Raw genomic sequence first — 16,099 nt, 5'->3', positions numbered from 1 at the left:
TTCGTCTAAAAAATTATTATTTTCTTCTTCTACCTAATACGAATAATACTCCGCCAACTAAGAATGAAATTCCCGCACCAACTGACATCATCCATGAATGTGCTGCCCCTGTTTTCGGTAATTCTTTTTCTACTTTTACTTGCGGTTCTTTAATTAACTTTTCCAGTCTTACTTCCGGTTTCTCCAGATCTTTCGGCTCTTCCGGCTTCATTTCTGGTTCCTTCGGTTCTTTCGGCTCTTCCGGCTTCACTTCTGGTTCCTTCGGTTCTTCCGGTTTCACTTCTGGTTCCTTCGGTTCTTTCGGCTCTTCCGGCTTCGCTTCTGGTTCCTTCGGTTCTTTCGGCTCTTCCGGTTTCATTTCTGGTTCCTTCGGTTCTTTCGGCTCTTCCGGCTTCACTTCTGGTTCCTTCGGTTCTTTCGGTTCTTTCGGTTCTTTCGGCTCTTCCGGTTTCACTTCTGGTTCCTTCGGTTCTTTCGGCTCTTCCGGTTTCACTTCTGGTTCCTTCGATTCTTTCGGCTCTTCCGGTTTCACTTCTGGTTCCTTCGGTTCTTTCGGCTCTTCCGGCTTCACTTCTGGTTCCTTCGGTTCTTTCGGCTCTTCCGGCTTCACTTCTGGTTCCTTCGGTTCCTTCGGCTCTTCCGGCTTCACTTCTGGTTCCTTCGATTCTTCTGGTATCTTAAAATCTTCTTTTGTTTTCGGTAAAATTGTAACTGTAGGCTCAAGTGGTGGATTTATTTTATCGTCCACTACCGCTCTATTTGTTATCCCTTTACTTGGTGCTGCTTTTACCTTCACTTTAAAAATAATACTACGTTCTTTCGTATCTGTAATTTCTAGATACTTCGCTATTACTTTTCCAAATTCCATTTTTAACTCTACTGGATTTGGTTCAGCCCCTTCAAATCTAATGCTATCTTGCACATACTCTAAACCGGCTGGAATTTCATCTTCTACCTTTACCTCAGCTATTTTTCCATTTTCTACTGTATTTTCAAAGCTAATTCGATATTCGATTTCTTCTCCTAGCTTCGGTTCTTTATTACTTACTGTCTTCGCTGCTTTTAACTTACTATCTTTATATTCTGGCTTTATTGTCGCTGTCGGTTCCATAACTGGATGATTTGGATCATCTACTTGAATGATCGCTTTATTTGTTATTTCTCCTCCAACTTTTGCTGTTTCTTTTACCTTTACTTTAAAGATGATACTTCTTTCTTTCGTATCCATAATTTCTGGATACTTCGCTGTTACTTTTCCATTCTCGACTTTAAGTTCTGTTGGTACAGGTTTATCACCTACGGCCTCCAGACTATCTTTCACATACTCTAAACCAGACGGAATTTTATCTTCAATCTTTACATCAACTAACTTCCCGCCATCTACCGTGCCGTTAAAAGTAATTCGATATTCGATTTCTTCCCCTAGCTTTGGTTCATGATTGCTTACTTCTTTCCTTGCCTCTAGTTTCCCATCTTTATATTGCGGTGTAATTGGTATAAGTGGATCAACTGGTGGATTGGTTGGATTATTATCATCCACAACCGCCTTGTTTATAATTTCTTTTCCTACTTGTACCGTTTCTTTTACTTTCGCTTTAAAGATGATACTTCTTTTTTTCGTATCCGTAATTTCTGGATACTTTGCTGTTACTTTTCCATTCTCAACTTTAAGTTCTACTGGATTTGGTTCCGGCCCATCAGACTTTATACTATCCTGTACGTATTCTAAACCAGCTGGAATTTCGTCCTCTACTTTTACCTCAGTTAGTTTGCCGTTTTCTACCGTATTTTCAAAACTAATTCGATATTCTACTTCTTCTCCTAACTTCGGTTCATGGTTACTCACTGTCTTTTCAGCTTGTAATACACCCTCTTTATGTTGAGGCTGTATCGCGACATTCGGTTTCTCTGGTGGATTTATAGTATCTTCCACAACCGCCGTATTCACAATCGCTTCGCCAATTTTAGCCTTTTCTTTCACTTTCGCTTTAAAGACGATACTTCTTTCTTTCGTATCCGTAATTTCTGGATATTCTGCGAGTACTGTGCCGTTTTTCACTTTTACATGCAACGGTTTTGGATTATCCCCCTCAGCTCTTTCGCTACCTTCTACAAACTCTAAACTGTTTGGTAATTCATCCTTAATTTTCACCTTCGCTAATTTTCCGTGCTCAACTACGTTACGGAACGTAATTCGATACTCTACTTCTTCTCCTAATTTTGGAGCTGGGTTATTTACTGTTTTCTCAGCTTTTATTTTTCCATTCTTATACTCCGGTGTAATAATCGCTTCTGGTTTTTGCGGAGGATTCTTCGGATTATCATCATCCACAACTGCCGTATTCACGAGTTTCTTACCGACTTTTGCTACTTCCGTTACTTTCACTTTAAAGATAATACTACGCTCAGCTGTATCAGTGATATTCTCATACTTCGCGATAATTTTCCCAGCTTCTTCTTTTAACTCTACTGGCGCTGGCTCATTACCTTCTGCTTTTAAACTATCCTTCACATACTCTAATCCATTTGGTAGTTGATCCTCAATTTTCACTTCTGCTAGTTTTCTATTTTCTACCGTGTTTTTAAAACTAATTCGGTACTCTACTTCTTCTCCTAGCTTTGGATCTTTTTTACTTACCTTTTTATTAGCTTTAAATTTACCAGCTTTATGCTGCGGTGTAATATCTACTTCCGGTCGCTCTGGTGGATTTTTTGTATCATCAACAATTGCTTTATTTACAATTGCTTTGTCCACTTCAACGGAATCTTTCACCTTCACTTTAAAGATAATGCTTCTTTCTTTCATGTCAGTGATATTTTCATACTTCGCACTAACCTTACCAGCTTCTTCTTTCAACTCTACTGGGGCTGGCTTATCACCGTCTGCTTTTAGACTATCTTTCACATACTCTAAACCAGCCGGAATTTCATCCTCAATTTTAACCTCTGCCAGTTTTCCATCTTTCACCGTATTATTAAATGAAATGCGGTATTCGATTTCTTCCCCTAGCTTCGGTTTATGATTATTCACCTTTTTATGAGCAGCAATTTTACCGTCTTTATGTTGCGGTGTAATTTTTGCGGTTGGTTCAATTATAGGATGGTTCGGATCATCCACATGAATAATTGCTTTATTTGTAATGTCCTTCCCTATTGTAACCGAGTCTTTCACCTTTACTTTAAAGACAATACTTCTTTCTTTTGTATCCGCAATTTCTAGATACTTTGCCATTACCTTGCCGTTTTCAAATTTCAATTCTACCGGACTAGGCTTAGATCCTTCTGCTTGTAAACTGTTCTCTACATACTCTAATCCAGCTGGAATTTCATCTTCTATCTTCACCTCTGCTAGCTTTCCATCTTTCACCGTATTATTAAAAATAATTCGATATTCGATTTCCTCACCTAACTTCGGTTCATGGTTACTTACTTCTTTTCTTGCCTCAATTTTCCCATCTTTATACTGTGGTGTAATCGGTACATAAGGCTCTTCTGGCAGATTCTTTGTATCATCCACAATTGCCTCATTTACGATTTCTCCCCCCACTTTTGCGCTTTCTTTTACCTTCGCTTTAAAGACAATGCTTCTTTCCTCTGTATCTGTAATAGCTGGATATTTTGCCATTACCTTATTATTTTTCACATGTAGCTCTACTGGTTTCGGTTTAGACCCTTCTGCCGTGATACTGCCTTCCACATACTCTAAACCATTTGGTAATGCATCCTTTATATTTACCTCTGCTAGTTTTCCGTTTTCTACCGTATTTTTAAAACTAATTCGGTATTCTACTTCTTCTCCTAGTTTCGGTTTATGATTATTGGCCACTTTCTGCGCAGCAATTTTACCATCTTTATATTGCGGAGTAATTTCCACATAAGGCTCTTCTGGCTCATTTTTTGTATCTACTACGATTGCTTTATTAACAATCTCCTTGCCTATTTCTGCCTCTTCTTTTACTTTCACTTTAAAGATAATACTTCTTTCTTTTGTATCCGTAATTTCTAGATACTTTGCCATTACCTTACCGTTTTCAAATTTCAATTCTACCGGACTAGGCTTAGATCCTTCTGCTTGTAAACTGTTCTCTACATACTCTAATCCAGCTGGAATTTCATCTTCTACTTTAACCTCTACTAGTTTTCCGTTTTCTACCGTATTTTTAAAACTAATTCGGTATTCTATTTCTTCTCCTAATTTCGGTTTTTTATTGTTTACAAATTTCTCTGCTTTAAGCTTACCGTCTTTATATTCTGGCGTAATTGTTACTTCTGAAGTTGTTGGATCTTTTGTATCATCAACAACTACTTTATTGACAATACCTTCACCAACTTTAAATTCTTCTTTTACTTTCGCTTTAAAGACGATACTTCTTTCTTCTGTATCCGTAATTTCTGGATATTTTGCGATTACTTTTCCATCTTTCACTTTCAGTTCTACCGGATCTGGCTTAGAACCTTCTGCTTTTACACTATCTTTCACATACTCTAATCCATTTGGTAAATCGTCTTCTATTTTCACCTCTGCTAGCTTTCCGTTTTCTACCGTATTTTTAAAGCTAATTCGGTATTCCACTTCTTCTCCTAACTTCGGCGTTTCATTATTTACCGTTTTCTTCGCTTCCACTTTTCCGTCTTTATGCTGCGGAGTAATTTCTGCCGTCGGTGTTTCTGGCGGATTTTTCGTATCATCAATAATTGCTTTATTGACGATTTTTTTACCGACTTTCACTGCATCTTTTACTTTCACTTTAAAAGTGATACTTCTTTCTTCTATGTCCGTAATCTCTGAATACTTCGCCATTACCTTACCATTTTCCACTTTCAATTCTACTGGATCTGGCTTAGAACCTTCTGCTTTTACACTATTTTCTACATACTCTAAACCTTCTGGTAAAGTATCTTCTATTTTCACCTCTGCTAGTTTTCCGTCTTCTACCGTATTTTTAAAGCTAATTCGGTATTCTACTTCTTCTCCTAACTTCGGCGTTTCATTATTTACCGTCTTCTTCGCTTTGATTTTTCCGTCTTTATGTTGTGGAATAATTTCTGCTGTCGGTGTTTCTGGCGGATTTTTCGTATCGCTCACAATCGCTTCATTAACAATTGAATCGCTCACTTTACCTTTTACTTTCACTTTAAAGGTAATACTTCTCTCTTTTGTATCTGTAATCTCAGGATACTTTGCCATTACCTTACCGTTTTCAAATTTCAATTCCACTGGATCTGGCTTAGAACCTTCTGCTTTTAAACTACCTTTCACATACTCTAATCCATTTGGTAAATCATCTTCTATTTTTACCTCTGTTAGCTTTCCATGTTCTACCGTATTTTTAAAGCTGATTCGGTATTCCACTTCTTCTCCTAACTTCGGCGTTTCATTATTTACCGTCTTTTTCGCTTCAAGTTTTCCATCTTGATACTGAGGAATAATTTCCGCTGTCGGATTAACTGGCTTGTTTTGCGAATCATCAATAGTTGCTTTATTAATGATTTTTTTACCGACTTTTACTTCTTCTTTTACTTTCACTTTAAAAATGATACTTCTTTCTTCTGTATCCATAATTTCTGGATATTTTGCTATTACCTTACCATTTTCAAATTTCAGCTCTACTGAATCTGTTCCGGCACCTTCTGCTTTCAAACTATTTTCTACATACTCTAAACCTTCTGGTAAAGTATCCTCTATTGTCACGTCTGTTAGCTTTCCGTTCTTTACCGTATTTTTCATACTAATTCGGTATTCTACTTCTTCTCCTAACTTAGGTGTTTCATTATTTACGCTTTTCTTCGCTTTAATTTTTCCATCTTTGTGTAATGGTGTAATTTTTGCTTCTGGTTCTTTCGGATGTTTCATATCATCAACAATTGCCTTATTGATGATTTCCTTACCCACTTCCGCTTCTTCCTTCACCTTTACCTTAAAGACAATACTTCTTTCTTTCGTATCCGTAATATTTTCGTATTCAGCAATAACTTTTCCATCTTTCACACTTAACTTTAATGGAGCTGGTTTATCACCTTCAGCCTTTTCACTGCCTTTTACATACTCTAAACCGTTAGGAATTGTATCCTCTATTATTACCTTTTCTAGTTTTCCGTTTTCTACCGTATTCTTAAAGCTAATTCGGTATTCTACTTCTTCTCCTAGTTTTGGTGATGGATTATCTACTGTCTTCTTCGAATCAATTATTCCATCCTTATGTTGCGGAGTAATTCTTTCCTCCGGCTCAATCGGTGGATTTTTCGTATCATCAACAATTGCTTTATTGACAATCTCTTTATCTACTCTTACTTCTTCCTTTACCTTTACTTTAAAGACGATACTTCTTTCTTTCATATCCATAATATCGATATACTTAGCTTTGACTATCCCATTTTCAACAGCTAATTCTACTGGTCCAGGTGCTTCTCCTTCAGCCTTGATGCTATTTTCTACATATTCAAGACCTTTTGGAATTGTATCTTCCACTCGCACCTCTTCTAGTTTTCCGTTCTCAACCGTATTATGAAAACTAATGCGGTACTCGATTTCTTCGCCTAGCTTCGGTTTCTTATTATTAACTACCTTTGTAGCAGCAATTTCACCTTTTTTACTTTGCGGTGTAATAACAACCTTCGATTCAACAGGCTCATTTTTCAGATCTTTTGCAATTGCTTTATTTACAATTGCCTCCCCTACTTTTGCCGAATCTTTTACTTTCACTTTAAAGACAATACTTCTTTTTTCTGTATCCGTAATTTCTGGATACTTTGCCATTACTTTGCCGTCTTCCACTTTTAGTTCTACTGGCTCTGGTTTTATACCTTCTGCTTTCAAACTATCTTTCACGTATTCAACACCTTTAGGTAGTGTATCTTCTACTAGCACCGTTTCTAGTTTTCCGTTTTCTACCGTATTATAAAATGTAATTCGGTATTCCACTTCTTCTCCTAGTTTTGGTGTTTGATTCGTTACATTTTTTTCTACATCCACTTTACCGTATTTATAATCCGGCGTAATCTTTTCTTCTGGATGCTCAGACTGTCCATTTGGCTCACTCACAACCGCTTTATTAACGATCGTTTCTCCCGCTTTTGCCTCTTCTTTTACTTTCACTTTAAAGGCAATGCTTCGCTCTTTTGTATCCGTAATCTCTGGATATTTTGCGATTACCTTACCATTTTCTACTTTTAACTCTACTGGATTTGGTTCAGTACCTTCAGCTCTCTCACTGCCTTGAACAAATTCTAAGTTAGCTGGAATTTCATCTTCTATTGTAACTGCATCTAGTTTTCCGTTTTCCACCGTATTTTTAAAGCTAATTTGATATTCAAATTCTTCTCCTAGCTTCGGCTTCTTATTTGTCGCTTTTTTCTTTGCGACAATTTTACCAGCCTTATGCTGTGGTGTAATCTTCTCTTCTAGATTCTTTGGTGGATTTGTTTTATCACTAACGGTTGCTTTATTAACAATTTCTTCACCAATTTTTGCAGTTTCTTTTACTTTTGTTTTAAAGACGATACTTCTTTCTTCCATATCCATAATTTCTGGATACTTTGCCATTACTTTGCCATTTTCAAACTTCAGCTCTACTGGCTCTGGTTTTGCACCTTCTGCTTTCAAACTATCTTTTACGTATTCAAGACTACTTGGTAATTCGTCTTCAATCGTCAATACATCTAGACGTCCATCTTTTACCGTATTTTTAAAGGTAATACGATACTCTACTTCATCACCTAACTTCGGTGTTTTATTAGATGCTATTTTTTTAGCTTCTATTTCTCCAGGGATCTCTTTTGGAGTCGTAACCGTAATATCTGCATCGTCCTCAGTTTCATACTTTATCTCGGCACTATCTTGTCCCTTTACAACAACGATATTTTTTACTGTTGTATCTGATTGTACAGAATGTTTCACTTTTACTTTGAATGTAATAACGGCACTTTCCCCCGGCTTTAAAACACCGCCGTCTTTAGCATTAGCACCTTCACCAACACGGAAATCAATTTGATTATTTACAAACTCCGCTTCATCATCGCTTGCATCATCTGTTTTATTTCCTTTATTACTTCCAGAAATATATTGTATAGATCCCGGAACATACTCTAAACGATCATCTAATTTATCAAAACCTTTTACATTCGATACCGGCGCTTGATTATTTTTCGTATCATTTTTCACTTCAATTTGATACGTAAACTCTTCACCGGCTTTAATTTCCTTAACTTCTTTACCGGTACTATCTAATGCCTTTTTATCAACTTGTAAGTTTGGAGCATTATGTTCTGTAACAAATGTGGCGTTATTTAATACGTAAATATCACCAGTACCACCATATGCTCTAAAACGCATTTTCCCTTCTTTCAAACCATTCTTTACTTGAGTCGGTCCTTCAAGATGATACGTATGAATGTCAGTACTGAATGAATTTGTCCAAGCTGGTTTATATCCTGGATATTTTTTTGTAACAAACTCGTTAGTGCCATCTACTTGTACTTCTGTCATAGATGAGTCATTAACATCATTATCTTTACCTTTAATATTTTTAAACTTTTGATACCCTAACCCAAAATCATATTCTCCATAATCATAGGCATATCCATCATTATCAGCTGGATCACCTTGCGATGAAAAATAACTAAATTTTGCTTTAAAAGCACCTTCTTTTGGTGTGTTTATTTTATTAACACTAATATCCGTCCAAGCTGTACTTTTTTGAGAAACTAACCCTTCCCAAATTTTCATATCTTTTACTGTTTCTTTATAGTTTTCATAAACTAATATAAGGTTCCAGTTACCCCAGTAATAGCCGCCACCTGTTACATCTTTAATTTGTGGCACATTCGCAACTGTCAACGTTTGAGAAATACCTTGCTGTGCAATTACATTTGTTACATCTGCATACGCAACATATCCTGCACCACTACCTGAGTAATTAGAAATATAGGGTAGATAATCAGCTTTTCGTATGCTATCAGCACGTACCTCTGCATATTCTTTATTTCCCATTTTCATTTTGACTGGTTGTCGTACATCATTATCACTAACTCTTTGATTAACATTTGTACTAGTTACAGTTCCCATTGCAGCTGTCCAAAACAAATACGCCTTTTTCACTTTACTTCCAGCAGGAATGTTAGGAAATGCACCTGTTGACGAATTAAAAGTACTATCATCGTTATCAACGTCCACAGTCATTTTATTCGTTTTATAACCCATACTTTGTCTGCCATAATGATCAGTTGTCAAACCAAGGGTCACATTACCAGTCTGTACTAAATTACCAGGAGCAATTGTAGAATACAGCGGGTCTCCAAATCCTTGTTTATCTCCTGTTTGGATTTGAACCTTCGAAGCATTTTCTGATGCAGCTTGTACTTCTGCATCCTTCTGCTTTATTGTTAGAGGTGATTGCTTTTCCTCTTTTTCTAGTTGCTTTTCAGCTTCAGGTTGTTTTACCTTCTCTATTTCTGTTTTTTGTGTAGATATACTTTTATCTTCTACAGATACTTTTAATTTTCCATCCACTTCTTTAGTTTTTGAATCAGTTGTTGATCCGATAGCTTTCTTACTACTGTCAGCCTCATCATCGGTATTAGCTTCTAACTCTTCTTCAGAAGGAAGCCCTTCAACATCTACAGACATGTTTCCTATTTGCAGTTGATCCTTTTGCACACTAATTTTTTGCTTATACTCTTTATTAAAATGTTGCGCACGACGAGCTTTTATTAATACATTCATTTTTTCATGTGATTTTAAATCTTGAATTTTAAGATTAGAAGAAAGAACCTTTCCTCCATTATCTTTTTCCTCTACATAGAAATCCGCTACCTTATTTTCAAGTAACTTCTCTCCGTTTACTTTCACAGATTGCGAAAGAAACTCAATTCCATTGTCATTATTTTGATTAATTACTAATTCTCGGATTGGTGTATCTCCCGTATTTTCAATCTTATATTGAAATACGTGCTCCCTCTCCGCTACTTCTCCCTTATACATTTCAGCATTCACTTGCTCTGCCTTAATTTTCACATCATTTCCTTGTAACTCATCCCAGCTTTTTTTATTTATCTCTGTAGCAAAAGCACTGGGCGAAGGCAATATGATGGATAGAAGAAGTGTGATCATTGTTACGACATTAAAACACTTCAATACTTGTTTCATATTTTCTACCTTTCTCCTTTCTATATACTTGCTATCCGTCTACTTAATTTCAGTAATCCTTTCATTTAGTAGCCGAATACATAGCAATATATATCCACTCGCAACAATCCGACCTACGAAAATGTATCGTTGAAATCCCAATGTCAACAATATAAATCTCATAGAATATTACTATTTTAATTTATCAAAAATAGCATATATATCGGACACTTATACAAACCTTTACCATATTTTTAATATAGTAAAAACACCGTGCTGTATAGGTTTATATAACAGTTAAAGGATACTTAAAAATTTTAACATACTCATTATCCTATTTATACATACAATAGAAATTTTACCATTTTTTAGTTATTTTCAGTTTGTTTTTTATGATTGAAATTTTCTAAAAATAACAACCGTTACATGTAAAAATATGTTACATTAAACAAGAACAAATGTTCTTATTTAAAAGGAGGAATTTTTTATGCTACACGAACCCATTATCGTAAAAAAAGAAGCTTTCCACGCAATCGGCGTTTCGGTTACAACGACTAATGAAAAAGAGGCATCTACTGAAGGAAACATTCCACAACTTTGGAACCGATACTTTCAAGAACAAATGATGCATCACATCCCAAATCAACAAACGAAAGAAACATTTGCTTTCTATTCCAACTACGAGTCAGATGAAACTGGTACATATACATTTACAATCGGTATGCCAGTTTCTTCACTAAAAGACGTTCCTGAAAATATGACAACTTTAACAATACCTACCGCTACATATGCGGTATTTACAACAAGAAAGGGACCAGTTGCTGAAGTCGTTTGTGAAGCTTGGGAATATATTTGGCAATGGTCGAAAGAAAATAAACGTGCCTTCACAACAGACTTTGAGCTTTACGACGAAAGAGCATTAGACCCAAATCAGGCACAACTGGATATTTATATTGCGTTAGCCTAAAAAAAGATGCCCATTCGGCATCTTTTTTTGTCGTTAAATAGCTACTGGGCAAATCCATTATTATTGTCTACAATGAGAAAGTGCAGTATAGAAATATTAGAAACTGTATAAAGTGAAACTATACTCAGCTGTGGGTATCTCCCATTGAGTATTAGCCCTTACCAATTGGGCGTTTACTGGTTTTTTAGTTTAAATTTGTCACATAGAAAGGAAGCAATATGGAGGAACTACAACAAAATAAAACTGCTTTAGAAGGAAGCGGAAAACCGTTATTAAAAAATACGAATTTCCTTTTTCTTTGGGCAGCTACTCTTTTTTCAAGCTTTGCTTTAGCCTTTTTTACTTTTTCACAAACGTGGTACATAGCAAAAACATTAAACCTTGAAGCTTCACTCGGTGTTGTTTTCGTAGCCCTTAGTGTTCCAAGGCTTATTTTTATGATTGTCGGCGGCGCTGTAGCTGATAAATTCCCGAAAAAAAACATTATGTTTTACTCCAATATCATTCGAGCGATTCTTGTCGCAACCATTCTCACATGGTTCATTGTCGGTGATGTAACGCTATATACATTTGCTTTATTCGCTTTATTCTTTGGACTTGCTGATGCTTTCTTCTGGTCAGCAGATGGATCTATCTTACCGGAATTGGTAGAAAAAAGCCGGTTAACACAAGCGAATTCACTTACACAAATGACGAACCAAGCATCGGTCATCTTAGGCCCTGTACTTGGCGGAATTCTCATTAAATTTACGAATTATGAGACAATATTTTCCATTACGATTTTATTACTGATTGTCGCGGCCATACTCGTTCAAAAAATACAATTTACGATGCCAGAACAAAAAGATACAGATAAAGGTATGTTCACTTCCATTAAAGAAGGAATCTTATATGTAAAGGAATCGCCATTCCTTTCAACTTTCCTTATTTGTAGCGCTTTTTTAAACTTATTTTTAATCGGCCCGATGCAAGTTGGTTTCCCGCTTTTTGTTAAAAATGTGCTGCATGGTGATTCGCTCCAGTTTAGTTACTTAGAAGCATCTGTAGGCGGCGGAATGGCAATCGGTGCTGTCATTGTCGGTTTAAGAAATATTAATCGTAGACGCGGTCTATTTTGTATTATCATGATGCTATTGTCTGGTGTCTTCTTCTTAGCCATCAACTTTAGTACCGTACTTTGGCAAGCACTATTAGCCGGCATGTTTTACGGTATTACAATCGCAATGGCTATCGTTCCGCTTATGGCGATGATTCAATCGACAGTAAAAGAAGAAATGATGGGACGCGTAATGAGTTTACTTATGCTATCATCAATGGGCTTTATCCCGCTCTCTTATGCATTCACATCCATTGCACTTGCAATAGGAATTCCAATCGTAACCGTTATGAAAAGTGGTGCAATAGCTGTTATTGTCTTCGTACTATTTGTAGCGATTCGTGTTCCAGTTGTAAGGAAGTTCGATTAGCTAATTAGAGTCATGTATTATACACATGGCTCTTTTTTGAATGGATCAAATAGTGTTATTCCCTTACTTCTCCTTAATGCTGCTCCCCATTCTAATCCAACCTCTAAAAATAGATCCCGCACTGTACTATATAAAAGAGCCTTCACATTTTTACGGATTTCTCCGTATTTATAAGCTCTCACAACACTCTTTACTCGCCAAATGAAATTTCCGTACACTTCTTCATCAGCTAATATTTGCTCCAGTAAAACACCTTGTTCTAGTAACCCGCTCTTTTTATATGCAAGCTCGACCTTACTCCAAAATATATTAATTTTCTTCGGATTACTCGTCATCGGCACCAGTGCGTATATAAAAGGCTTCGGTATATCATGACGGCAATACGTCTCATCAAGCTCGTACGTTCCTTTTCTTTTCTCTTTTATTTGTGGAATGTTTTTAGAAAGAATTGTTTCCCCAGCGCTTTTTTGCTCATTTTTACTACAGCCAGTTGCATTATCCTCACTTTTACAAGCGGACATTTTCATACGGTCATCCATGCGGTCAATCGCAGATATAAGAAATACATATAGGTTCGCACTATAACCGCCGCGCTTATGTCTCTCTTTTGTTGCAACACGCTTTATAATTCCTAGTTCCTCTAACTTTGCAATTGACCGGCGTACTGTACGAATACTCTTTCCAACATTCGTCGCAATCGTCTCCATTAATGGACAAGCGACCCCTACTGTTTTTTGTTTCTCATTTACCGCATATTTTCCTAAAAAATGAATGATGGTAGCATCCGTTTTATTTAATTGAAATCGATAATATTTCAAAACTTGCTTTTGATATGTATTAAACTCTTCTTTACTTCGAAATTCACTGTATGGTTTCATTAAGTTATATAAACTTCCCATTTTTATCACCTCACTTATAAATAAGAGGCAGGAAGAGAAATTGGCGTGACATTAAATATTTTTTATTGGAGATGAAAATATGATCGTAATTAGCGCTTGTTTAGGTGGGATTGCTTGCCGGTATGATGGAAATGACAATCTCTTTTCAAAAATAGAGGAGCTTCTGCAACAAGAAGATACAGTCCTCATTTGTCCTGAAGTATTAGGGGGATTACCAACACCTCGTCCCTCAGCCGAAATTATTGGCGGGAATGGCGATGACGTTTTAGACGGAAAAGCAAAGGTAATGACAAAAGATGGTGAAGATGTCACAGCAGCTTTCGTAAACGGTGCTTATAAAGCATTAGAACAAATCAAAAATTTACACCCAGAATATATTATTTTAAAAGAACGCAGTCCATCTTGTGGTAGTTCTACGATTTATACTGGAGAATTTAACGGTAATAAGCAAACTGGTTTCGGAGTGACAACTGCTTTATTTAAAAGACACGGATTTACAGTCATTTCAGAAGAAGAATTTGAAAACAAAAAAAGGAATTGACCCTGTTCGTCAATTCCTTTTTATCTGTCTTATTTCACACTTAGTTTTTCTTTCACTTTCGCTGGAAGCTCGTCTTTTTTCACTTCTTCCCAAGCTGTTACACCTTTTTTATCTGAGTGGTATACGCGTAAGAATGCATCTTTACGTAAGTTTTTTTGAGCTGTGAATTCTAATTCTTTCTCTTTACCATCTTTATCAAAGCCAGTCAGCTTATATTCGTAATCTTTATACGGCTCACCGTTATCAGCTTTACCATTATATTCTTTTCCATCTACTGTAATTTGAACGTAATACTCGTCTTTACCCATACGATTTAAATCACAGCCAACTAATAGGCTTGCAAATACAACTAAAATACTAAAAAGTGCAATATATCTTTTCATTTCCTTCACCTCATGTGTTTTTTCTTATATTCTTATCTTAAAGCCTAAACTTTAAAGAAGAAATTCAAAAACATGACATGAACATTACACTTTTGTAAGATAATAATTATTTCTTCACTTTAGAAATTGTCATTCCATTAAGCTTCTGTATAACGTTTTTGTTTCGCACACTCATCAGCTACACTACCGCCAATAACGTCTTTCACGCCAATTTCGCCACTTATCACGTAATTTCCTTATACCGTTTATTACGCCTTCTATTATGCCCTCAATTATAATCTCTATTACAAAATATCTTATTAAACTAATAATAGGTTTAATCACGTATCTCCCTATAAATTCAAGAATATCCTCCATCATATTTTCCTCCTTCTTTCAAAAGGAAGCTGCTACTCCTCCGCGTCCTTTTACGTCCAGTTACAATTGCTGCCCTACTGCGGTATATATCAACAAAAATAATACGACAACAACATCCACAATAACGCTATTGAATTTGGAAGAACCTTCGGTAAATACTAATATGTAGTTAACATGGCTAAGAGAATTATTTTTTCACCTATATTCAGAGATGCTCCCAAAAACTTTATAAAATCAAAGACAACTTTACTACAATTCTTCCCGTAACTAATTTATTATCGTGGTAAACCGTTTTCCACTACATCCGTAACAGTTCCATTCGGTTCAAAGATTACACGTAATGATCCTTCTCCACCATAACCAGTATAGTCATATACTGAATATGATTTATATTTCTCAATCACATGTGGCTGTCCAATTGCAGCTTTTACTTGATTCGCGGCCATACCTTTTTTGATTTTCAAATAGTGATTGTAACTTACTGCTACCGAATTGTTATTTACATCTTTATACCACGGTACACGATCGTTTTTTTCTTCATATTCCTTTACAGGCTCTTCACTACGTTTCGTAAATACCTGATTCTCTTTATCTGTATCTGTATCTGTATCTGTATCTTTATTCTTTATAGCAGTACGTTCAATATTTACAACATAACCATATGTATTTAATTCAACCATAATTTCATATGTACCATCCGTATCTTTTTCAGTATAAAATACGCGTTTTTCATGGTTATTATAATGTTTTATGTTCTCACCACCATAGTCAATCGTATTAAGAATATCCGTATACGTCATACCTTCCTCAATCTTTTGAGATTCATCATGAGAAATATAACGCTTTTGTGATGATGGTGCATCCTCATTTTTAATACTTTCACGTTTGCTCGTAGTCATAGGTGTTTTCTTCTGATCTTTTAGTACTTCACCTTCCGCCTTCGCTGGTTGCTTTGCTCCTACTTTTGTTAATACGTCTGTATCGCTAGAACAAGCTCCCAAAATCGATACTGTAATCAACGCCATCCCTACTATAAGTACTTTCTTAAATGACTTCACTCTAATCCCCCCGGTATTTTTAATATCTAGTAATCAACGTATTTTAATTAATACGGAACTATTCAGTTCTATACAATTGGCTATAACCTTCTCCCTTATGCACCTTTTTTGTATAAAGTGAAACTTTAATCAGTGGGGGGTTTCTTCATCCCCACTGATTATTAGTTGAACCAATCGTGCTGCATAAATCTACCTATTAGTAATAACCGATGCATTTACAACTAGTTCGAACATAATTCCCAATCATCTTCGTTACAAATATTAACATTAAATATAACTAATAAATAGTATATTTTTGCTAATTA

At 35.9% G+C, this 16,099-nt stretch carries 7 protein-coding genes and 2 pseudogenes; 3 read left to right on the top strand and 6 right to left on the bottom strand.

Annotated features, from left to right (window positions below; all coding sequences use genetic code 11):
- Positions 1-16 precede the first annotated feature (16 nt).
- Complete coding sequence (locus CGQ22_RS11525) at positions 17-10,144, bottom strand: isopeptide-forming domain-containing fimbrial protein (protein ID WP_089148716.1); 10,128 nt, start codon at positions 10,142-10,144, stop codon at positions 17-19.
- Between the two features lie 466 nt (positions 10,145-10,610).
- Here CGQ22_RS11525 and CGQ22_RS11520 point away from each other — a divergent pair, with 466 nt between their 5' ends.
- Both CGQ22_RS11520 and CGQ22_RS11515 read left to right on the top strand, forming a co-directional pair.
- Complete coding sequence (locus CGQ22_RS11520; RefSeq protein WP_000902161.1) at positions 10,611-11,090, top strand: GyrI-like domain-containing protein; 480 nt, start codon at positions 10,611-10,613, stop codon at positions 11,088-11,090.
- 218 nt (positions 11,091-11,308) lie between these two features.
- Positions 11,309-12,556: an MFS transporter gene (locus tag CGQ22_RS11515; RefSeq protein WP_000391945.1), complete on the top strand. Its 1,248-nt coding sequence runs from the start codon at positions 11,309-11,311 to the stop codon at positions 12,554-12,556.
- Positions 12,557-12,573: 17 nt separating this feature from the next.
- On the opposite strand, the gene CGQ22_RS11510 is transcribed toward CGQ22_RS11515, so the two are convergent.
- A complete protein-coding gene (locus CGQ22_RS11510; protein ID WP_000535277.1) occupies positions 12,574-13,455 on the bottom strand; it encodes a helix-turn-helix domain-containing protein in 882 nt (293 codons plus the stop codon).
- A 79-nt stretch (positions 13,456-13,534) separates the two neighbouring features.
- Between CGQ22_RS11510 and CGQ22_RS11505 the strand changes: the two genes are divergently transcribed.
- Complete coding sequence (locus CGQ22_RS11505; protein WP_000635464.1) at positions 13,535-13,996, top strand: 2-thiouracil desulfurase family protein; 462 nt, start codon at positions 13,535-13,537, stop codon at positions 13,994-13,996.
- A gap of 29 nt (positions 13,997-14,025) precedes the next feature.
- Here the strand turns inward: CGQ22_RS11505 and CGQ22_RS11500 are convergent, their stop codons facing one another.
- The 4 genes and pseudogenes from CGQ22_RS11500 to CGQ22_RS11495 form a co-directional block, all read right to left on the bottom strand.
- Complete coding sequence (locus tag CGQ22_RS11500) at positions 14,026-14,379, bottom strand: YxeA family protein (RefSeq protein WP_000833153.1); 354 nt, start codon at positions 14,377-14,379, stop codon at positions 14,026-14,028.
- A gap of 143 nt (positions 14,380-14,522) precedes the next feature.
- Positions 14,523-14,585, bottom strand: a pseudogene (locus CGQ22_RS31400) (methyltransferase); the annotation flags it as partial.
- 134 nt (positions 14,586-14,719) lie between these two features.
- Positions 14,720-14,912 (bottom strand): annotated as a pseudogene (locus CGQ22_RS32420) (hypothetical protein).
- Positions 14,913-15,011: 99 nt separating this feature from the next.
- On the bottom strand, positions 15,012-15,794 hold the full coding sequence (locus tag CGQ22_RS11495; RefSeq protein ID WP_089148715.1) for a hypothetical protein: 783 nt from the start codon (positions 15,792-15,794) through the stop codon (positions 15,012-15,014).
- Positions 15,795-16,099 lie beyond the last annotated feature (305 nt).

It is taken from the genome of Bacillus sp. M13(2017), from assembly GCF_002218325.1.
In the GTDB taxonomy this organism is placed as follows: domain Bacteria; phylum Bacillota; class Bacilli; order Bacillales; family Bacillaceae_G; genus Bacillus_A; species Bacillus_A thuringiensis_K.
This window is presented reverse-complemented; position numbering and strand designations above follow the sequence as displayed.